The 20867-nt window shown below is 70.4% G+C and carries 19 protein-coding genes; 14 read left to right on the top strand and 5 right to left on the bottom strand.

The window, feature by feature from the left end; all coding sequences use genetic code 11:
• Nucleotides 1-65: 65 nt before the first annotated feature.
• Entirely contained in the window at nt 66-494 is a 429-nt protein-coding gene (locus ABZX96_RS36255) for an OsmC family protein (RefSeq protein ID WP_355553316.1), read from the bottom strand.
• Between the two features lie 390 nt (nt 495-884).
• Here ABZX96_RS36255 and ABZX96_RS36260 point away from each other — a divergent pair, with 390 nt between their 5' ends.
• The 3 genes from ABZX96_RS36260 to ABZX96_RS36270 all read left to right on the top strand — a co-directional run bounded on the left by ABZX96_RS36260 (nt 885) and on the right by ABZX96_RS36270 (nt 3336).
• A complete protein-coding gene (locus ABZX96_RS36260; RefSeq protein WP_355553318.1) occupies nt 885-1907 on the top strand; it encodes a hypothetical protein in 1023 nt (340 codons plus the stop codon).
• 148 nt (nt 1908-2055) lie between these two features.
• A complete protein-coding gene (locus tag ABZX96_RS36265; RefSeq protein WP_355553321.1) occupies nt 2056-2412 on the top strand; it encodes a histidine triad nucleotide-binding protein in 357 nt (118 codons plus the stop codon).
• Nucleotides 2413-2430: 18 nt separating this feature from the next.
• Nucleotides 2431-3336: a ribonuclease Z gene (locus ABZX96_RS36270; RefSeq protein ID WP_355553324.1), complete on the top strand. Its 906-nt coding sequence runs from the start codon at nt 2431-2433 to the stop codon at nt 3334-3336.
• Between the two features lie 112 nt (nt 3337-3448).
• On the opposite strand, the gene ABZX96_RS36275 is transcribed toward ABZX96_RS36270, so the two are convergent.
• Entirely contained in the window at nt 3449-4228 is a 780-nt protein-coding gene (locus ABZX96_RS36275; protein WP_355553326.1) for an HAD family acid phosphatase, read from the bottom strand.
• Nucleotides 4229-4563: 335 nt separating this feature from the next.
• Between ABZX96_RS36275 and ABZX96_RS36280 the strand changes: the two genes are divergently transcribed.
• Both ABZX96_RS36280 and ABZX96_RS36285 read left to right on the top strand, forming a co-directional pair.
• Nucleotides 4564-5649, top strand: a complete 1086-nt coding sequence (locus tag ABZX96_RS36280) for an S-(hydroxymethyl)mycothiol dehydrogenase (protein ID WP_355553329.1) — start codon at nt 4564-4566, stop codon at nt 5647-5649.
• A complete protein-coding gene (locus ABZX96_RS36285; RefSeq protein WP_355553332.1) occupies nt 5649-6269 on the top strand; it encodes an MBL fold metallo-hydrolase in 621 nt (206 codons plus the stop codon). Before ABZX96_RS36280 ends, ABZX96_RS36285 begins: the two co-directional genes overlap by 1 nt.
• 347 nt (nt 6270-6616) lie before the next feature.
• Here ABZX96_RS36285 and ABZX96_RS36290 read toward each other — a convergent pair whose 3' ends face one another.
• Nucleotides 6617-7951, bottom strand: coding sequence for a 6-phospho-beta-glucosidase (locus ABZX96_RS36290; RefSeq protein WP_355553335.1), 1335 nt, complete (start codon nt 7949-7951; stop codon nt 6617-6619).
• 69 nt (nt 7952-8020) lie between these two features.
• Here ABZX96_RS36290 and ABZX96_RS36295 point away from each other — a divergent pair, with 69 nt between their 5' ends.
• From ABZX96_RS36295 to ABZX96_RS36325, 7 genes are all read left to right on the top strand, one after another.
• Complete coding sequence (locus ABZX96_RS36295) at nt 8021-9172, top strand: PfkB family carbohydrate kinase (RefSeq protein ID WP_355553360.1); 1152 nt, start codon at nt 8021-8023, stop codon at nt 9170-9172.
• Between the two features lie 362 nt (nt 9173-9534).
• Nucleotides 9535-10557: a PhoH family protein gene (locus tag ABZX96_RS36300; protein ID WP_355553337.1), complete on the top strand. Its 1023-nt coding sequence runs from the start codon at nt 9535-9537 to the stop codon at nt 10555-10557.
• A 134-nt stretch (nt 10558-10691) separates the two neighbouring features.
• On the top strand, nt 10692-11189 hold the full coding sequence (ybeY, locus tag ABZX96_RS36305) for an rRNA maturation RNase YbeY (RefSeq protein WP_355553339.1): 498 nt from the start codon (nt 10692-10694) through the stop codon (nt 11187-11189).
• Between the two features lie 13 nt (nt 11190-11202).
• The gene (locus ABZX96_RS36310) at nt 11203-12552 is read left to right on the top strand and encodes a hemolysin family protein (RefSeq protein WP_355553342.1); all 1350 of its coding nucleotides are present in this window, start codon (nt 11203-11205) and stop codon (nt 12550-12552) included.
• A gap of 396 nt (nt 12553-12948) precedes the next feature.
• On the top strand, nt 12949-13314 hold the full coding sequence (locus tag ABZX96_RS36315; RefSeq protein WP_355553345.1) for a cytidine deaminase: 366 nt from the start codon (nt 12949-12951) through the stop codon (nt 13312-13314).
• Nucleotides 13315-13462: 148 nt separating this feature from the next.
• On the top strand, nt 13463-14467 hold the full coding sequence (locus tag ABZX96_RS36320; RefSeq protein ID WP_355553348.1) for a GTPase Era: 1005 nt from the start codon (nt 13463-13465) through the stop codon (nt 14465-14467).
• A gap of 211 nt (nt 14468-14678) precedes the next feature.
• The gene (locus ABZX96_RS36325; protein ID WP_355553351.1) at nt 14679-15842 is read left to right on the top strand and encodes a right-handed parallel beta-helix repeat-containing protein; all 1164 of its coding nucleotides are present in this window, start codon (nt 14679-14681) and stop codon (nt 15840-15842) included.
• A gap of 171 nt (nt 15843-16013) precedes the next feature.
• Here the strand turns inward: ABZX96_RS36325 and ABZX96_RS36330 are convergent, their stop codons facing one another.
• Both ABZX96_RS36330 and ABZX96_RS36335 read right to left on the bottom strand, forming a co-directional pair.
• Nucleotides 16014-16280: a protealysin inhibitor emfourin gene (locus tag ABZX96_RS36330; protein ID WP_355553354.1), complete on the bottom strand. Its 267-nt coding sequence runs from the start codon at nt 16278-16280 to the stop codon at nt 16014-16016.
• A gap of 29 nt (nt 16281-16309) precedes the next feature.
• A complete protein-coding gene (locus ABZX96_RS36335) occupies nt 16310-17377 on the bottom strand; it encodes a M4 family metallopeptidase (protein WP_355553357.1) in 1068 nt (355 codons plus the stop codon).
• 346 nt (nt 17378-17723) lie between these two features.
• Here ABZX96_RS36335 and leuA point away from each other — a divergent pair, with 346 nt between their 5' ends.
• Together leuA and ABZX96_RS36345 are read left to right on the top strand one after the other, a co-directional pair.
• On the top strand, nt 17724-19517 hold the full coding sequence (leuA, locus tag ABZX96_RS36340) for a 2-isopropylmalate synthase (protein ID WP_355553363.1): 1794 nt from the start codon (nt 17724-17726) through the stop codon (nt 19515-19517).
• Between the two features lie 488 nt (nt 19518-20005).
• Nucleotides 20006-20749 carry a TerB family tellurite resistance protein gene (locus ABZX96_RS36345; RefSeq protein ID WP_355553365.1) on the top strand — a complete coding sequence of 248 codons (744 nt, stop codon included), beginning with the start codon at nt 20006-20008 and terminating at the stop codon, nt 20747-20749.
• Nucleotides 20750-20867: the final 118 nt, after the last annotated feature.

The raw sequence follows: 20867 nt of genomic DNA on the forward strand, positions 1-20867 counted from the left end.
CGGTGGCGCCCGCTCCCCGGGCGGCGCCCCCCGCGGCCCCCCCCGGCCGGTGGAGACCGCGCGGATCAGACCAGCTTCGCGTCCAGCGTGATGTTCTTGACGCCCGCCAGCGCCTGGCTCACCGGGCAGTTGGCCTTGGCGTCCTGGGCCGCGGCCTGGAAGTCCTCCTCGGACAGGCCGGGGACGGTCGCCCGGACGGTCAGGACGATGCCGGTGATGCCCTCGCCCGGCTGGAACGTGACGTCGGCCTGGGTGTCGACCTTCTCGACGGTGTAGCCCTTGCCGGCCAGGCCGTGCGAGAAGGCCATGGAGTAGCAGGACGAGTGGGCCGCCGCGATCAGCTCCTCCGGGCTCGTCCGGCCGTTGGCCTGCTCGGCGCGGGACGGCCAGCTCACCTCGTAGGTGCCGACCTTGGACGACTCCAGGGCGACGGTGCCCTTGCCCTCCAGAAGGTTGCCTTCCCAGTGGGTCTTGGCGGTGCGGGTGGTTGCCATGGTGGACGCTCCCGATTGTGGGCGACATACGTGCTGTGCTGGATCAGCTTAGTGAGCCGGGTGCCCGTTCCGGTGGCAGCGGCGGGTCCGGGCCGGGAACCGATCCCGTACGGAGCGTAAATGCATGGCCAATCCTTCTCGCCGCGTGCCCGACTGGGAGGGTTGACGAACGGGGGCGGTGGTTCCCCGGCGACACTCTGGCCGAGGTGTGGCTGTCGGTCAGCGCGCGGCGGTGGGAGGCTGCCTGCCATGGGGGCAATGCGACGCGTACGGGACGTATCTCTCGGTCGACTCATCCGACCCTTACGGGACTTACCGCGCATACACCACATGGATCACGCGCGCCGGCGGCGACACCCGCGGAACACGCGGAGGGGACGCGCGCTGGCGGTGGTGGGAGCCACGGGCGCGGCCGTCGTCGCGGTGGCGGCCTGCGAACCCACCGGCGGGCTCAATGTCTCGTCCGTGGCCGTCACCACCGACCACGCCGGCACGCGGACGCTGGAAGCCGCGGGCATCGACGTCCGCTGGCTGAGCTGTACCGCCACGTACGAGGACAACGGCCGGACGGCCACGGCATCGACGGCCAGTCCCCCGGGGCAGACGGTCGCGATCGTGGACTGCCAGGGCGGCACCGCCCAGGAACGGCGGATCACCATCACGGGACGGGTGACGGACGTGGTGGAGGGGCGGTGCGTCCGGGGCAGCCTGGTGGCGCGGGTCGACAGCCGCGTCGTCTTCAGCGTCAACGTCCTGGGCGACTGCAGCAGCGACGTGCCCACCCAGTACCCGTCCGGTACCGGTCAGCCTTCCTTCACACCCCCCGCCACGTCGGAGCCGCCGCAGCCCGCCCCCAGTGACTCCTGCTGGGACGACGGCAAGGACGGACACGACGGCAAGAACTGGGACGAGGGCAAGGAAGGTCACGACGGCAAGGACTGGGACCAGGGCAAAGACAAGGACTGGGATCAGGGCAAGAACTGGGATGACGGGAAGGACGGGCACGACGGCAAGAACTGGGACGAGGGGAAAGACGGGCAGAACGGTAAGAACTGGGACGAGGGCAAGGAGGGGCACGACAGCAAGGACTGGGACCAGGGCAAGGACAAGAACTGGGACGACGGCAAGGACCACGACAACAACAAGAACTGGGACCAGGACAAGGACAAGAACTGGGACGACGGCAAGGACCACGACAAGAACTGGAACGACGACAAGAACAAGGACTGGAACGACGACGGCAAGCACTGCGAGAGCGGTGACAACCGGAACGACGGCAAGGACTGGAACGACGGCAAGGACTGGAACGACGGCAAGGACTGGAACGGCGACAACGGCGGCGATCAAGGCCGCGGCGACAACGCCGGCCACCACCCCGACCCTCGGGACACCTGGGCGGCGGCCCGTCAGTAGCGGGTAGGTCCGTTGCCGGGCCTCTCAGGGGAGGCCCGTGTCCGCCGCCACTCCCGGCCGCTGCGCCGCCGTGTCAGGGGTGCCCGGTACGATCCGGACGTGCGTGCGCGCGGTGCGTACGGACCGTAGATCCGGGAGGAGCCCACCGGTGGCGGGAGAACCGCAGGCCGACTGCCTGTTCTGCAAGATCGTGGCGAAGGAGGTGCCCGCGACGATCGTCCGGGAGACCGAGACGACCCTGGCCTTCCGCGACATAAATCCTCAGGCGCCGACGCACGTGCTGGTGATCCCCAAGGTGCACTACCCCAACGGTGCCGCGCTGGCCGCCGCCGAGCCGGCGATCGCGGGGGACGTGCTGCGCGAGGCGGGCGAGGTGGCGGCCGACGAGAAGATCGACGAGTCGGGCTACCGGATCATCTTCAACACCGGTCCTGGTGCGGGCCAGACCGTCTTCCACGCCCACGCCCACGTGCTGGGCGGGCGCGACCTCCAGCGCCTGGTCTGACCGGAGGACCCCGGCACCGTGTCCGTACGCGAATTCGTCGTCCTGGGGACGGCCAGCCAGGTCCCCACCCGGCACCGCAACCACAACGGTTACCTGCTGCGCTGGGACGGCGAGGGCATCCTCTTCGACCCCGGCGAGGGCACCCAGCGGCAGATGCTGCGCGCGGGAGTGGCCGCGCACGACATCGACCGGATCTGCGTCACGCACTTCCACGGCGACCACAGCCTGGGTCTGGCCGGGGTCATCCAGCGCATCAACCTGGACCGGGTGCCGCATCCGGTCACCGCGCACTTTCCCGCAAGTGGGCAGCGTTTCTTCGACCGGCTGCGGTACGCCACGGCCTACCGGGAGACGGTCGACCTGGGGGAGGAGCCGGTGTCCGCCGACGGCGTGCTCGCCCGCACGCCCGCGTACACACTGGAGGCGCGCCGGCTCTCCCATCCGGTGGAGTCCTTCGGCTACCGCCTCGTCGAGCCGGACGGCCGGCGGATACTGCCCGAGCGGCTCGCGGCGCACGGCATCAAGGGCCCGGACGTCGGGCGTCTCCAGCGTGAGGGTTCCTTGCGGGGGGTCGCCCTGGAGGAGGTCAGCGAGGTGCGGACCGGCCAGCGGTTCGCCTTCGTGATGGACACCCGGCTGTGCGACGGGGTGCGGGAGCTGGCCGAGGGCTGCGACCTGCTCGTCATCGAGTCGACCTTCCTGGACGAGGACGTCGATCTGGCCACCGAGCACGGTCACCTCACGGCGGGGCAGGCGGCCGAGGTGGCGGTCGCGGCGAACGTCCGTCACCTGGTGCTGACGCACTTCTCGCAGCGTTACTCCGACCCGGAGGAATTCGAACGCCAGGCGAGGGCCGCCGGTTTCACGGGGGAGCTGACCGTGGCGCGGGATCTGATGCGGGTGCCGGTGCCGAAGCGCCGCTGAGCGGGGGCCGACCCGGAGGGTGCCCCATATGGGCTCTCCCCGTCCCGCGGCGGCAGGCATGGTGTGCGCTCCCGCAAGGGAAAGCGCACACCGCGCTTCGGGAGACCCGCCCTTACGGCAGGAAGTACATCGGGTTCGGCAGCTTGAAGGTCTTGTCGGCGTAGCCGCCGTTGAGGTCGCTGTACTGGTCGCCGAAGTTGGCCACGATGTTGTAGCCGAGCGACTCGATGTGCTTGCGGGTGCCCGACTTGAACTCCACCGTGGAGCACTTGGTGCCGCACGCCAGGTAGGCCGGCGGGTGCTGCTTGTCCTTCAGGTAGACGTGCTTGCGGTCCAGCGCGACGTTGTACCCGACGTTCTTGAGGTTGCGCACGCTCCAGGCGCGCTGCGCCTCCTTGCGCCCGGTCACGAAGAAGACCTCGTAACCCTGCTTGTGTGCCCGGTTGACCAGGCTGTTCATGCCGAACACCGGCTCCATGTCGGTGGACTTCAGGTACGCGTCCTGAGCCTGCTCGGTGTGGTGGAAGCCCACCTGGAGCTCGTAGTTGTAGGTGAGCAGGGTGGTGTCGTCCATGTCGAGGACGATGGCGGGCTTCTTCTTGCCCTTCCCCTGCTTCTTGATGGCGTCGGTCAGGTACCGCTCGGCCTTCGCCTCGATGCCGCGCACCTGCTTGGCGTAGTTGCTGCGCGGCGAGGCGTAGTGCTGCCCGTCGGCCTTCACCGTGTCGCCGTAGTACGCCTTGATCTTGTCCTGTACCTGGCTGAGGTTGGGGACCTCTTTGTCGGTCCGCGGGACGGAGTGCTCGGCGGTGGCCTGGCCGATGCCGAAGAGGGCGGTGCCGGCGACGGCCGCGGCGATCGCGGAGACGCCGATGCGCGTGCGAACGTGCATGGTGCTTGGCTCCTTTGGGTGGGGGAGGGACGTAGTAGGTGTAGCAGGGCTGGTGGGCCGCTATCTACGCGCGGAGATTCAACGGTTGGTAAAAGGTGCAATGGTTGAAAGGAGCAGCAATGCGAGGGGCGTCGGAGGTCCGGGCGCTATCGGGCGGATCATAGGAAAAGGGTGCGTTCTGGTCGTCCTGGAAACCCGTATCCCCGGTGCGGCGCTCCGTTCCCACCACCCGCACGGCCCCGGTCGGAGCGCCCCGGACCCAAGCCCCCTGGGCGGCGCCCGTCGGCCCGCGTACCGTAATGGTCCCGTAGGTGATCTTTGAGAGGGGCTGTCCGATGGCACAGGAAGTACGCGGCGTCATCGCGCCGGGCAAGAACGAACCGGTCCGGCTGGAGACGATCCTCGTGCCGGACCCCGGCCCGGGTGAGGCCGTGGTCAAGGTGCAGGCGTGCGGGGTGTGCCACACCGACCTGCACTACAAGCAGGGCGGCATCAACGACGACTTTCCCTTCCTGCTGGGTCACGAGGCGTCGGGCGTGGTCGAGTCCGTGGGCGAGGGGGTGACGGACGTCGCGCCCGGCGACTTCGTCATCCTGAACTGGCGTGCGGTCTGCGGCCAGTGCCGCGCGTGCCTGCGCGGGCGCCCGCAGTACTGCTTCAACACCCACAACGCCCGGCAGAAGATGACGCTGACGGACGGCACGGAGCTGACCCCGGCGCTCGGCATCGGCGCGTTCGCCGACAAGACGCTGGTGGCGGCCGGGCAGTGCACCAAGGTCGACCCGGGCGTGTCCCCGGCCGTGGCCGGCCTGCTGGGCTGCGGCGTCATGGCGGGCATCGGCGCGGCCATCAACACCGGCGGCGTGACCCGCGGCGACTCCGTCGCGGTCATCGGCTGCGGTGGGGTGGGCGACGCGGCGATCGTCGGCGCCCGGCTGGCGGGCGCGGCGCGCATCATCGCCGTGGACATCGACGACCGCAAGCTGGAGACGGCCAAGGGGATGGGTGCCACCCACACCGTCAACTCACGTTCGGCCGACCCGGTGGACGCCATCCGCGAGCTGACCGGTGGTTTCGGCGCGGACGTCGTGATCGACGCGGTGGGCCGTCCGGAGACCTACCGGCAGGCGTTCTACGCCCGTGACCTGGCCGGGACGGTCGTCCTGGTCGGCGTGCCGACGCCCGAGATGCTGCTCGAACTGCCGCTGCTGGATGTGTTCGGCCGGGGCGGCGCGCTCAAGTCGTCCTGGTACGGCGACTGCCTGCCCTCCCGGGACTTCCCGATGCTGATCGACCTGCACCAGCAGGGGCGGATCGACCTGGGCGGTTTCGTCACCGAGACGATCGCGATCGACGAGGTCGAGAAGGCGTTCGAGCGGATGCACGCGGGTGACGTGCTGCGTTCGGTGGTGACCCTCTGATGGCCGCGCGCATCGACCACCTCGTCACCTCCGGCACGTTCTCGCTCGACGGCGGTACGTGGGAGGTGGACAACAACGTCTGGATCGTCGGGAACGACGACGAGGCGATCGTCATCGACGCCGCGCACGACGCCGAGGCCATTCTCACCGCGCTCGGTGACCGGACGCTGCGCGCGATCATCTGCACGCATGCGCACAACGATCACATCGACGCGGCGCCGACGCTGGCGTCCCGCACCGGTGCGATGATCCATCTGCATCCGGCCGATCTGCCGCTGTGGAAGCAGACGCACCCCGACTGGGCGCCGGAGGCGGAGCTGGCGGACGGGCAGGTGCTGACGATCGCCGGGACCGACCTGACCGTGCTGCACACGCCCGGGCACGCTCCGGGGGCGGTGTGCCTGTATGCGCCCGAGCTGAACACGGTGTTCACGGGGGACACGCTGTTTCAGGGTGGGCCCGGGGCCACGGGGCGGTCGTTCTCGGATTATCCGACGATCGTGACGTCGATTCGGGAGCGGTTGTTCGCGCTGCCGCCGCAGACGGTGGTGCGGACGGGGCACGGGGCGTCGACGTCCATCGAGGCGGAGGCGGCTCGGCAGGGGGAGTGGCGGCCGTAGCCGTCCCCTGGGGCCGGGTGTCCCGACGGCGTAGGTCGCCGTTGGGACACCCGGCCCTTGCGTGTCTCCACGGGTGGGCGGTGTCTCCGCCTCGGCTGGGGCTGGTCGGTGGGTGGCGCGGGGTGATCATTGGGTGCCGGTGAACGCCGGAGACGTTCTCCTCAAGCGCCGGACGGGTTTGATGGGGCGGGCGTCGTCGTAGGGGGTGGAGGCCGCCGGATGGGCCAGAGGAGCGGTCTCAGGTGCTGGTGCACGCCGGTGATGTCGTCCTCGATCGCCGGACGGGCTTGATGGGGCGGGTCTCGTCGCAGGGAGTGAGGGGCGGGCGGGGTGGAAAGGGCAGGAGTTCATGCCTTGGCGGCTCCGCCCTTCACCCCCGCCCGTTCCAGGATCCTCGCCGCCACCGCCGGGGAGTCCACCAGGGGATGCAGTGCCAGTGCGCGCAAGGCGGCGGTGGGGTCCTGACCGGTGGCCGCGGTCAGGGTGGCGCGTTCGACGGATTTGACCTGGAGGAGCAGGCCCAGCATGTGGTCGTTCAGGGGGGCGCAGGGGAGGGGGTGGGCGCCGGTGGCGTCCACCTCGCAGACTGTTTCGATGATGGCGTCGGGTGCCATCTGGGGGATCGTCGTGCCGTTGGGCACGTTCAGGATGAGCTGGGTGCGGCGGTCGCCCGCGATGGCGTGCATCAGGGCGAGGGCCACCTGGTCGTAGCCGCCGCCCTCCAGGTCGTGGCTGTCGCGCTGCCAGCCTCCACTGGCGGCGCGGCCCTCGGCCATGTAGGTCTCCTCGCGCTGCCGCCGGGTGCGTTCCCACAGGTCGTACGCCTGGTGGGGTGCCGCGGCGGCCTCCGTGAAGAAGTCGCCCTGCTGGTGGTCGAGGAATTCGCCGCGGGTCTGGTCCGCGTCCAGCGCGGAGCGCAGGGTTTCGCGGCGGAAGTAGTAGTAGTGCAGGTACTCGTTCGGGAGGGCGCCCAGCGCGCGCAGCCACGTGGCGCCGAACAGCCTGCCCTCCTCGAAGGTGCCCAGGGCGGCGGGGTCGGCCAGGAGGCCCGGCAGCAGTTCCTTGCCGTCGGCACGCAACGAGCGCAGCCAGCCGAGGTGGTTGAGCCCCACGTAGTCGTACGAGAGTCGCGCGGCCGGGTCGGCGCCGGCGGCCCGGGCGGCCCGCCGTACGAGGCCCACGGGGGAGTCGCAGATGCCGATGACGCGCTCGCCCAGGATCCGCGCCATGGCCTCGGTCACCATGCCCGCCGGATTGGTGAAGTTGATCAGCCAGGCGCCGGGGGCGAGCGCCGCCACCCGTTCGGCGATGCGCAGCGCCTCGGGGATCGTCCGCAGCCCGTACAGGACGCCGCCCGCGCCGACCGTCTCCTGGCCCAACACGCTTTCGGCCAGGGGGATCCGCTCGTCCCGGACCCGTCCGGCGGTACCGCCCACCCGGATGGCGGAGAAGACGAAGTCCGCCCCGGCCAGCGCCTCGTCCAGGTCACCGGTGATCCGGACGCGGACGGGTGCGGTGCGTCCCTCGGACTGCCGGTCCAGGATGGCGGCGATGACGCCGAGGCGGGCCGCGTCGGTGTCGTACAGCGTCAGTTCGGAAACGGCCGTCGACGGATCGTCCAGCAGGGCGCGGTGCACCAGGGGTACCCGGAAACCACCGCCGCCGAGAATGGTGAGCCTCATGGGGCGGAAGGTATCGCAGCATCGGGCACACTTGCGGCACGCACGGGAGGAAGGGGTAGCACGGTGAGCATTTTCGACGTTCAACAGGGGGCGTGCTCGGGACAGTCGGGGCCGCCGGTCCCGGTCCTGGACCCACTGGCCGCCGTACGTGCCGAGGGCGACCCGCCCACCGACGTCTACCTCACCGGCCGGGTCTTCCTCGACATCATCTTCACCGGCCTGGACTCCGCCCCCGTGCGCGGCACCGAATCCTGGGCCCGCGGCATGGGGTCCAGCCCCGGCGGCGTCGCCAACATGGCCACCGCGCTGGCCCGCCTGGGGCTGCGCACCTCACTGGCCGCCGCGTTCGGCGACGACATGTACGGCGAATACTGCTGGGACGCCCTCGAACAGGGCGAGTGCGTCGACCTCTCGCTCTCCCGCCGGGTGGCCGGCTGGCACTCGCCGGTCACCGTCTCCATGGCGTACGAGGGCGAGCGCACGATGATCTCGCACGGCCACGAGGCGCCGCCCGCGGAGACCGCGCTCGCGGCCTTCGACGGCCAGCACGCCCCCGGCTGCCCGCCGCCCACCCGCGCCTGCGTGGCCGCCCTCGTGCCCGGCGGCGGCGAGGGCTGGCTCGGCTGCGCGGCGGGCCGGGGCAGCCGGATCTTCGCCGACGTGGGCTGGGACGACACCGGCCGCTGGGACCCGGCCGACCTGACCGACCTCCAGCACTGCGAGGCGTTCCTGCCCAACGCCCAGGAGGCGATGCGCTACACCCGCACGGACTGCCCGCGCGCCGCCGCCCACAAGCTCGCCGACCTGGTGCCGCTCGCCGTGGTCACCATGGGGGAGGAGGGCGCGTACGCGGTGGACGGCCGGACCGGCGAGACGGCCCAGGTCCCGGCCATCGCGGTCGAGGCGCTGGACCCGACCGGGGCCGGGGACGTGTTCGTCGCGGGGTTCGTCACCGGCACCCTCGCCGAGTGGCCGCTCGCCGACCGGCTGGCCTTCGCGGGGCTGACCGCCGCCCTGTCGGTGCAGGAATTCGGGGGCTCGCTGTCCGCGCCGGGCTGGGTGGAGATCGCCGCCTGGTGGCAGCACGTCCGCTCGTACGACGACCAGGACCCGGCGGCGCTGAGCCGCTACGCCTTCCTGGACGCGCTGCTGCCCACGGCGGGGCGGGCCTGGCCGCTGGCCCGCGCGCTCCCGACGATCGGGTTCCGGCGGCCGGCGTGAGGGGCGGGGGAGCGGCCGGTGGGAGGGGCGGGGGAGCGCTCGGCGTGGGGAGTGGAGGAGCGGTCGGTGTGGGGGGTGGATGACGGCCGGTGTCAGGGGTGGCAGGGGGCCCGGACGGTCCGGCGTGCGTTCCGGGCCACCCCGCCTCGTAAGGGCGTGGTCACTCGGCGTGAGAAACGGGTACACGGCTGACAGGGGGCCGGGCCACCCGCGTCCCCCCACCGCCGGTAAAACTCTCGGGCTTGTCAGTGCACCGTCGTACCCTGGGTACCCCAGGGAGGGCGTGTTCCAGGCCCCCTCTAACGAGCATCCATCGAGCATTCGGCAACGATCGGGGGTTGAGCAGGCCACAGGGCCGGCCCATGACTCAGACACCCATGCGACCGCAGGCACACGCCCAGTTCACCGTCCCGGCCAAGCACCCCATGGTGACGGTCCTGGGATCGGGCGATTCCCTTCTGCGCGTCATCGAGAACGCGTTCCCGGCCACCGACATCCACGTGCGGGGCAATGAGGTCAGCGCGGTGGGCGACGCGAAGGAAGTCGCCCTCATCCAGCGCCTTTTCGACGAGATGATGCTGGTGCTCCGCACCGGACAACCGATGACGGAGGACGCAGTGGAACGCTCCATCGCCATGCTGCGGTCGGCGGAGAACGGCGAGAACGGGGCGAGCGAGACCCCCGCCGAGGTGCTCACCCAGAACATCCTGTCCAACCGCGGCCGGACGATCCGCCCCAAGACGCTCAACCAGAAGCGCTACGTGGACGCCATCGACAAGCACACGGTGGTCTTCGGCATCGGCCCGGCCGGTACCGGAAAAACGTATCTGGCGATGGCCAAGGCGGTGCAGGCGCTCCAGTCCAAGCAGGTCAACCGGATCATCCTGACCCGGCCCGCGGTCGAGGCGGGCGAGCGGCTGGGATTCCTGCCGGGCACGCTCTACGAGAAGATCGACCCGTATCTGCGTCCGCTCTACGACGCGCTGCACGACATGCTTGACCCCGATTCCATCCCGCGCCTGATGGCGGCGGGCACGATCGAGGTGGCGCCGCTGGCGTACATGCGCGGCCGGACGCTGAACGACGCGTTCATCATCCTGGACGAGGCGCAGAACACGAACCCGGAACAGATGAAGATGTTCCTCACCCGCCTCGGCTTCGAGTCCAAGATCGTCATCACCGGTGACATCACCCAGATCGACCTTCCGGGCGGGACGAAGAGCGGTCTGCGGCAGGTCCAGGAGATCCTCGACGGCGTGGAGGACGTGCATTTCTCGCGCCTCACCAGCCACGACGTCGTCCGGCACAAGCTGGTGGGCCGTATCGTCGACGCGTACGACAAGTACGACAGCCGTAACGAGCACACCGGCCGCGACCGGCGGTGAGCCGCCGGGCGGCCGGTTCCGCCGCCCGGAGCCGGGGCGCGCCGGCCGCCATGGCCGGTGCCCCCGTCCCAGGGGGCGCCGCCGCCCGCGCCCCGCACGGCTGTGACCCCCGAGAAGCGAGAAGACGCCAACAGATGTCGATCGACGTCAACAACGAGTCCGGAACGGACATCGACGAGCAGGCCCTCCTGGACGTGGCCCGCTACGCCCTGACCCGGATGCGCATCCACCCGCTGTCCGAGCTGTCGGTGATCGCCGTGGACGCCGATGCCATGGAGCAGCTCCACATCCAGTGGATGGACCTGCCCGGCCCCACCGATGTCATGTCCTTCCCGATGGACGAGCTCCGCCCGCCGGCCAAGGACGACGAGGAGCCCCCGCAGGGCCTGCTCGGCGACATCGTGCTGTGCCCCGAGGTGGCCGAGCAGCAGGGCCGCCAGGCGCCGACCGGCCACTCCATGGACGAGGAGCTCCAGCTCCTGACCGTCCACGGCGTCCTGCACCTCCTCGGTTACGACCACGAGGAGCCCGACGAGAAGGCGGAGATGTTCGGACTCCAGGCGGCCATCATCGACGGCTGGCGCGCCGAGCGGGGGCTCACCGGCCCCTCCCCGGCCCCCACCTTCACCTGACCGGGCCGGTCACGTGACCACCCAACTGATCGCCATCGCGGTCCTCCTCCTGGTCGTCGCCTGGCTCGCGGCCTGCGCGGAGGCCGGGCTCGCCCGCACCACCAGCTTCCGCGCCGAACAGGCGGTTCGGGCCGGGCGGCGCGGCAGCGCCAAACTGGCCGCCGTCGCCGACGACCCCACGCGCTACCTCAACCTGGCGCTGCTGGTCCGGGTCGGCTGCGAGATGGCTGCCGGGGTCGTGGTGACGTACGTCTGCCTGCGCTCCTTCGAGGAGACCTGGCAGGCGCTCGCCGTCGCCATCGGCGCCATGGTGCTCCTCTCCTACGTGGCCGTCGGCGTCTCGCCGCGCACGATCGGGCGCCAGCACCCGCTGAACACCGCCACCGCCGCCGCGTACGTCCTGCTGCCGCTGGCCCGCGTCATGGGGCCGGTGCCGCAGCTCCTGATCCTGCTGGGCAACGCGCTGACGCCGGGCAAGGGCTTCCGCAAGGGGCCGTTCGCCTCGGAGGCGGAGCTGCGCTCCCTGGTGGACCTGGCGGAACAGGAGTCGCTGATCGAGGACGAGGAGCGCCGCATGGTGCACTCCGTCTTCCAGCTCGGCGACACCCTGGTCCGCGAGGTGATGGTGCCGCGCACCGACCTGATCTCCGTCGAGCGGTACAAGACCATCCGGCAGGCGCTCACCCTCGCCCTGCGCTCCGGCTTCTCGCGCATCCCGGTGACCGGGGAGAACGAGGATGACATCGTGGGCGTCGTCTACCTCAAGGACCTCGCGCGCAAGGTCCACATCAGCCGGGACGCGGAAACCGAGCTGGTCTCCACGGCCATGCGCCCCGCCGTCTTCGTGCCCGACACCAAGAACGCCGGCGACCTGCTGCGCGAGATGCAGCGGGACCGCAACCACGTCGCCGTCGTCATCGACGAGTACGGCGGCACGGCCGGCATCGTCACCATCGAGGACATCCTGGAGGAGATCGTCGGCGAGATCACCGACGAGTACGACCGGGAGCTGCCGCCGGTGGAGGACCTGGGCGAGGGCCGCTACCGGGTCACCGCCCGGCTGGACATCGGCGACCTCGGCGAGCTGTACGGGGTGGCCGAGCTGGACGACGAGGACGTGGAGACGGTCGGCGGCCTGCTCGCCAAGCACCTGGGGCGGGTGCCGATCGCCGGGGCCACCGTCGAGGTGGACCTCTCCGAGCACCCCGGGGACCCGTCGCTGAAGGCGCTGCGGCTGACCGCGGAGTCCCCGGCCGGGCGCCGCAACAAGATCGTCACGGTGCTGTGCGAGCCGGTGCGGGCCGCGGATGAGCCGGAGGACGCGGGGGCGGGTGGGGGCGCGGGGGGCGGTGCGGGGGGCTGAGCCTGCGGGCGGGATACGCGGACGCGGGCCCCGCCACGTCCGCGTTTTCGTCCGAGTACCGGCTCGGCGCGGTGGTGCGCGCTCTCTTGTGCGGGGCAGTGGTTGGTGCGCCTTTTGTTTCGTGCGGGGCTTGAGTCTGTCGGCGGGTGCCGGTCCGGTGGGTTTTGCGCCTTTTGTTTCGTACGAGGTCGGGGCCGCCCCGGGGTACCTCCTCGCGGCAGTTGCGCTTCCCCGACGCGATGTAGGTCACCGGCCGCCGCGCCCCAGTCCGCTGCGGGGGCACCCCGGGACGTCCCCTTTCGTCGGTTTGGCGACTGATCGCCGGTGGGGGTTTCCGTGCCGGAGACCCTGTCGTCCCGCCCATCCCCCTATCCCCGTAGCCCCCATCCTCCGCATATGCTCGCCCGTATGAGCGAAGCCGCAGCGCTGGACCCGGAAGACCGCAAGATCATCACGCTCGCCCGCTCCGCGCGGGCCCGGAACGGCGTGCCCGAGGGTGCCGCCGTGCGCGACGAGACCGGCCGCACCTATGTCGCCGGTACCGTCGCGCTGGAATCCCTCGCTCTCAGCGCCCTGCGCACGGCCGTCGCCATGGCGGTCGCCAGCGGTGCGCGGTCCCTGGAGGCCGCGGCCGTGGTCTCGGACGCCGAGAAGGTGTCCGACGAGGACCTCGCGGCCGTACGCGACCTCGGCGGCGCCGGTACCCCCGTTCTTCTCGCCGGGCCGGACGGCGCCCTGCGCGCCACGGTCCAGGCGGGCTGACCCCGCCGTTCCCGCACGTGGCCGGAGGCCCGTACGTACGTCGCGTGCGGGCCTCGGCCCCGTGCGTGCGAGATCCTTCCGGGCGCGTCCGCTGCGTCGGTCCGGACCGTGGTCGGCGCTGTCCCGGGGATCGGGGAGAATGGGCGGCATGAGCGTTCGTACAGATTCCTCCGCCCCCTACCGCGCCGGCTTCGCCTGCTTCGTCGGTCGCCCGAACGCGGGCAAGTCCACTCTCACGAACGCTCTCGTCGGTACGAAGGTGGCGATCACCTCCAACCGCCCGCAGACCACCCGCCACACCGTCCGGGGCATCGTGCACCGCCCCGACGCCCAGCTCGTCCTGGTGGACACCCCGGGGCTGCACAAGCCGCGCACCCTGCTCGGCGAGCGGCTGAACGATGTCGTGCGCACCACGTGGGCCGAGGTGGACGTGATCGGGTTCTGCCTGCCGGCGGACCAGAAGCTCGGGCCGGGCGACCGTTTCATCGCCGGTGAGCTGGCCGGTATCAAGAAGACGCCGAAGGTCGCCATCGTCACCAAGACCGACCTGGTCGACTCCAAGACGCTGGCCGCCCAGCTGATCGCCATCGACCAGCTCGGCAGGGACCTGGGCATCGAGTGGGCCGAGATCATTCCGGTCTCGGCCGTGGACGCCGAGAAGTCGGCCGCCGCCGGGAAGGCCGGGGCCGGGGCGAAGAAGGACGGGGCCGGGGCGAAGGCCGGGCAGGTCTCCCTTCTTGCCGATCTTCTTGTGCCGCTCCTTCCGGAGAGCCCGCCGCTGTACCCGGAGGGCGACCTCACCGACGAGCCCGAGCAGGTCATGGTCGCGGAGCTGATCCGCGAGGCGGCCCTGGAGGGCGTGCGGGACGAACTGCCGCACTCCATCGCCGTGGTCGTCGAGGAGATGCTGCCGCGCCCGGACCGCCCCGCCGACAAGCCGCTGCTGGACATCCACGCGAACGTCTACATCGAGCGCCCGAGCCAGAAGGGCATCATCATCGGGCCCAAGGGCAAGCGCCTGAAGGACGTCGGGACGAAGTCCCGCAAGCAGATCGAGGCCCTGCTCGGCACGCCGGTCTTCCTCGACCTGCACGTCAAGGTGGCGAAGGACTGGCAGCGCGACCCCAAGCAACTCCGCAAACTGGGTTTCTGACGCCGCGTTCCGCGCCGGCCGATTACCGCGTTCCCGCCGGAATTCCGCCGGGCGCACGGTGATCGGCCGGTGTGGTCTTGAACCGACGCACCACCGTGCGCCCCCGGCGCAGGAGTTTCCGCGCGGCGTGCGCGAACAATACGGATGTCATGCCCGCAACCATGGGGACGCCGTACCGACCGCTGAGTACCATCGGCCCATGACCACAGGAATGCGCAACCTCGTGGACGATTTTCATGCCGATCCATCGGGTGCGGACGATGCGGCCTCGGCATTTCAGGCGGCGGTCGATGCTTTGTGCGGAGAAGGCGGCGGAACACTGGTCATTCCCCGTGGTCATTTCCGGGTGCACAGCCAGGGAATCCGCATTCCGGATTCCGGGAACCTCACCATCGAGGCATACGGGGCCCATATCTTCCGGAGCGACGACTCCACCGTGGAAACGTTAATGGGTGGTGGATACACCGCGACGGGATACGGCGGACCGTCGAACATGACCATTCGCGGTGGACGGTGGGACGGTGGCGCCAAGAATTCCGGGAGCCTGGACATGTTCGCCCTCTGCTCCGGCGAGAACATCCGCTACGAAGACCTGACCGTCGAGAACATCCCCAACTGGCACCCCATCGAATTCCAGGGCGTGCGGAACGGCACCGCCCGCAACTGCGTCTTCCGTGGTTTCCGGGCGGTCGACCCGGCCCGCTTCTTCTCGGAGGCCATCCAGATCCAGGAGGCCAAGGACGGGACGCACAGCGTCGACATCGTCGTGGACGGCTGCTCCGCGGACGGGTACGGCGCGCTGGTGGGCACGCACGGCGCCACGGTGGCGGGGAAGTTCCACGACGGCGTCCGTGTGGTCAACAACCGGATCACGAACAGCAAGAACTACGGAATCAGAGCCGAGAACTGGCGCAACGCGGTCATCGCCAACAATCTCCTGCAAGATTGCAATTCCGGAATCATGGTGCAGCTCATCAAGAACGCGTCGAACCCGTCGTGGTGGTGGTCGCAGACCGAGAACATCGTGATCGCCAACAACATCATGTCCCACATGGGCCTGGCCAATCAGCCCGGTGAAGGCCCCCGCTACGCGACCATCGGCGTGTACGGGCAGACCGACAAGCCCATCGAGAACGTGATCGTCACCGGGAACATCATCCGGGACTGGGCCAGTGAGAACGGCATCGCCCTGCAGAACGTGCACGAAGGCATCGTCACCGGGAATGTCGTCAAGTACTCCGAGGGTGGCGACGGTACGGCCATCGTCTTCGTCAACTGTTCCGGTGGTACCGCCGTGGGGAACAACATTCGTTACGCAGGCGCCGGAATCACCGGTGCGGAAGTCTCGACGGGGAATCGGATCGCGTTGCCGTAGGCCCGCAAACCGCCATCCTGTAGCTGGAGAGTTGTACGGAGTGAAGGTGCGGCGCGGAATTCGGTACGTGCTTGTTTTCCCCGGTTGTTGGGGGCTTCGGAAACGAAGAACCGGCCCGGTCCCCACGCGATACGACCGCGCGGCGGACCGGGCCGGTGAACAGGCGACGGTTCAGCTGCCTTCCTTGAGGACGCGGGTGATCAACTTCCGTTGTTCGGTGGTCAGGCGGGGATCGGAGCAGTAGACCGTGCGCCCGTTGACGCTGATCTGGTAGCTGAAACCGTCGGGCACTCCGATGGGTGGTGTGCCGCGGGCGTCGGCGACCGCCTGTTCGGCCAGGGCCTGCCACTCCGCGGCGTCGGGGCGCCCGGCGGTGTCCACCTCGGCGTGGCGCTCGATCCCGGCGAAACCGCCGGTGCGTCGCACTCGAATACGCATGACGGGTTCCCTACCCCGCTACGGCCGGGCTAACTGGTCGGCACGCCGACCTGGGACCAGGCCTTCAGCACGCTCTGGAGCTCGTCGCCCTCGCCGAAGCGGGCGCGTGCCGCGGCGACCGTCAGGCGGGCGAAGTCGGCGAACTGGGCGTTCTTGTCGAGTTGGCCACCGGTCAGCACGTCGTACCAGATGTGGCCCGCGCGCTCCCAGGCATTGCCGCCCAGTGCCGTGGCCAGCAGGTAGAAGGCGTGGTTGGGGATGCCGGAGTTGATGTGCACGCCGCCGTTGTCGCGCGAGGTCTTGACGTAGTCGTCCATCGTGGCGGGCTGCGGGTCCTTGCCCAGGACGTCGTCGTCGTACGCGGTGCCCGGCGCCTTCATGGAGCGCAGCGCCTCGCCCGTGACGTTGGGGCCGAGGAGGCCGGCGCCGATGAGCCAGTCGGCCTGGCTCGCGTTCTGGCCGAGCGCGTACTGCTTGATCAGCGAGCCGAAGACGTCCGACACCGACTCGTTGAGGGCGCCGGACTGGCCCCAGTACTCCAGGTTGGCGGTGTACTGCGTGACGCCGTGGGTCAGTTCGTGGCCGATGACGTCGACGGGGATGGTGAAGTCGAGGAACAGGTCGTTGTCGCCGTCGCCGAAGACCATCCGGCGGCCGTCCCAGAAGGCGTTGTCGTAGTTCTCGCCGTAGTGGACGGTGGCGTCCAGGGGCAGGCCGGCGTTGTCGATGGAGCGGCGCTCGTAGACCTTCAGGTACAGGTCGAACGTGGCACCCAGCCCGGCGTGCGCGCGGTTGACGGACGCGTCCTTGGAGGGCTTGTCGTTCTCGCTGTGCACCTTGCGGCCGGGCAGCGTCTCCTGGTGCTTGGCGTCGTAGATGGTGCGGTTGGGCTTGTCCGCGTCGGAGCGGGTGGCGGCCACGGGGAGGCCGCGGACGGTGGTGAGGCGGCGGCGGGTGCGCTGGAGGGCGTCGTGCTCGATGGTGCGCAGACCGCGTTCGGCGCGCTCGGAGTCCTCGGCCTGGGCGAGCTTGTCGAGGACATGTGGAGGCACGATGGTGCAGAAGACCGGGTTGACCGGAGTGGCTTTGGCGTCCATGCCCGGCAATGTGGCACTGGGTCATGAGGGTGTCACTCCCTGCCGCCATGATTGCTGAAATCGGGTGGATAATCGCACTTAGCCCGTTACCAAATACGCGGTCCCGCATACTGATACGGGACCGCCGCCCAAAGGAGGGCTCGGCTATGGTGCTGTGCACCATGCGTTTCGGGCTGCTTCTCCTTAGCTGCCGCGGCGAGGGCCTGTAGTCGTAGGCCGACCCCCTCCCCGCGGAGTTCGGTGGTGCGGTGATCCCACCCGTCGGCCGACACAGCGGACACCCGAGGAGCTCTGCGTCACCATGGCGAACCCGTCGACCCCGTCCAGCGCTACGAAGACCGGCGGCATGACCGTGCCGGCCCCCGCGAACGGCACCATCCCGTCCCCCAACGCCGTCGGCCGGCCCACGCCGATCACCGCCGCGACCGTCACCCAGAAGCCGTCCGGCATGCCGATCCACAAGTACGGCCGCTACGAGGCGGTGGATCTGCCGGACCGCACCTGGCCCGGGAACCGCATCACCAAGGCCCCCCGCTGGCTGTCCACCGACCTGCGGGACGGCAACCAGGCCCTGATCGACCCGATGTCGCCCGCCCGCAAGCGCGAGATGTTCGACCTGCTGGTGAAGATGGGCTACAAGGAGATCGAGGTCGGCTTCCCCTCCTCGGGCGCCACCGACTTCGACTTCGTCCGCTCGATCATCGAAGAGGGCGCGATCCCCGAGGACGTGACGATCTCCGTCCTCACCCAGGCGCGCGAGGAGCTGATCGAGCGCACCGTGGAGTCGCTGGTCGGCGCGCCGCGCGCCACCGTCCACCTGTACAACGCCACCGCGCCGGTCTTCCGGCGGGTGGTCTTCCGCGGCTCGCGCGAGCAGGTCAAGCAGATCGCCGTGGACGGCACCCGGCTGGTGATGGAGTACGCGGACAAGCTGCTGGGCGAGGAGACCGTCTTCGGGTACCAGTACAGCCCGGAGATCTTCACCGACACGGAGCTGGACTTCGCGCTGGAGATCTGCGAGGGCGTGATGGACGTCTGGCAGCCCGAGGAGGGCCGCGAGATCATCCTCAACCTGCCCGCCACCGTCGAGCGCTCCACGCCCTCCACGCACGCCGACCGCTTCGAGTGGATGTCGCGCAATCTGTCGCGCCGGGAGTTCATCTGCCTGTCCACGCACCCGCACAACGACCGGGGCACCGCGGTGGCCGCCGCCGAGCTGGCGGTGATGGCCGGCGCGGACCGGGTGGAGGGCTGCCTGTTCGGCCAGGGCGAGCGCACCGGCAATGTCGACCTGGTCACGCTGGGCATGAACCTTTTTTCGCAGGGCGTGGACCCGCAGATCGACTTCTCGCAGATCGACGAGGTCCGCCGGACCGCCGAGTACTGCAACCAGATGGAAGTCCACCCGCGCCACCCGTACGCGGGCGACCTGGTCTACACCGCCTTCTCCGGCTCCCACCAGGACGCCATCAAGAAGGGGTTCGAGGCCATGGAGGCGCAGGCCGCCGAGCAGGGCAAGACGGTGGACGAGCTGGAGTGGGCCGTCCCGTACCTGCCCATCGACCCCAAGGACGTGGGCCGCAGCTACGAGGCCGTCATCCGGGTCAACTCGCAGTCCGGCAAGGGCGGCGTGGCGTACGTCCTGAAGAACGACCACAAGCTGGACCTGCCGCGCCGGATGCAGATCGAGTTCTCGAAGATCATCCAGAGCAAGACCGACACCGAGGGCGGCGAGGTCACCCCGGCCGCCATCTGGGCCGCCTTCCAGGACGAGTACCTGCCCACCCCCGAGAACGCCTGGGGCCGGATCGCGCTGCGCTCCGCGCAGACCTCCACCACCAGCGAGGGCACCGACGCGCTCACCGTCGAGGCGGTCGTGGACGGCCGGGACACCGTGCTGACCGGCACCGGCAACGGCCCGCTGGCCGCGTTCTTCGACGCCCTGCACGCCATCGACGTGGACGTACGCCTGCTGGACTACAGCGAGCACACGCTGAGCGAGGGCGCCGCCGCCCAGGCCGCCGCGTACATCGAGTGCGCGATCGGCGAGAAGGTGCTGTGGGGCGTCGGCATCGACGCGAACATCGTGCGGGCCTCCATCAAGGCGGTCGTCTCGGCGGTCAACCGCGCCGGGCGCTGAGGGCGAGGGGCGGCCTGGGCACGGGCGGAGGCTGAGGGCGGGCCGTCGGGTCACCTGGTGCCGGGTGACCTGGCGGCCGGTGGAGCTGACGCCGGGGCGGCCCGATGGCTGAGGGCCGGGCCGCCCCGCCCCCGCCCAGATCGCCTCGTTTCCCGCGAGCGGTTTGCCCGGCCGGGATCGGGCTACCCGGAGCCCGTACGGCGCGAGGACGGGTCTCCTGACGGTCGCCGGGGCTTCGCGGACACCGCGGGGCCCCGGCGACCGTTCCCGGCGCTTCAGGCGCGGACGGGTCTTCCCGGCGCCTCGGTGCCGACTGGCCTCCCTTAGGGAGCGGGTCGGCCCGCCCGGACCCGTACGGCCGCTTCGGGCTGCCGGACGGCGGTAAACAGCCGTCTTGTCCGGTCCGAGATGCTGACGCCGCGACGAGGATGTGGCTAACATCACGTCAACGCGGCAGGGTGGCCGGAGCGTTACGGAGGTCTGACGTGATGCACAAGCTGGGTGTGATGGGCGTGCGCACGTCATGGCGCACCGTCGCGGACGGGGAGTTCTTCTGTCCCGAATGCGGCGGCGACCGCACCTACCTGCGCCGTACCGGACAGCGCCGGCTGACCCTCCTCGGTCTCCCGCTGCTCCCGCGCGGCGCCACCGGTCCGGTCGTCGAGTGCGGCGCCTGCCACACCCACTTCGGGCTGGACGCCCTGGACCACCCCACCACGACGCGGTTCTCGGCGATGCTGCGGGACGCCGTCCACACCATCGCCCTCGCGGTGCTGGCGGCCGGTGGTACGTCCTCCCGCGGGGTCCGGGACACCGCGGTCCGGGCGGTGCGCGCCGCCGGGTTCGCCGACTGCACCGAGGACCAGCTCCTGACGCTGCTGGCCGCGCTCGCCGCCGACACCGGCCGGCTGCACGGCACCTATGAGGCGGGCGGTTCCCGCACGGCCTCCGGGGGCGGCCGGGAGAGCACCGAGCCGCCGCTCGCCTTCGGCCTCGCCGGTCCCAGCGGCACCGCGCTGGCCATAGAGCTGCACGAGGCGCTGGAGCCGCTGGCCCCGCACCTCGCCCCGGCCGGACGGGAGTGCCTGCTCCTCCAGGGCGCCCGGATCGCGCTCGCCGACGGCCCGTACACGCCCTCGGAGCGGGAGGCGCTCAGCACGGTCGGCACGGCCCTCCTGCTGTGCCCGGACGACACCGCCCGCCTCTTGGCGGCGGCCCGCACCCCGTCCTGAGTCCCGGTCCCTCACGTCTTTCCGGCGGGCCCGGCGGTTGATCAACCGCCGGGCCCGCCCCCGTTCCCCGGGGCCCGCGCGGGGCTCCCGGAGCGGGAGGGCCCGACGGGATACCCGA

The organism is Streptomyces sp. NPDC003077, from assembly GCF_040611095.1.
Classification (GTDB): domain Bacteria; phylum Actinomycetota; class Actinomycetes; order Streptomycetales; family Streptomycetaceae; genus Streptomyces.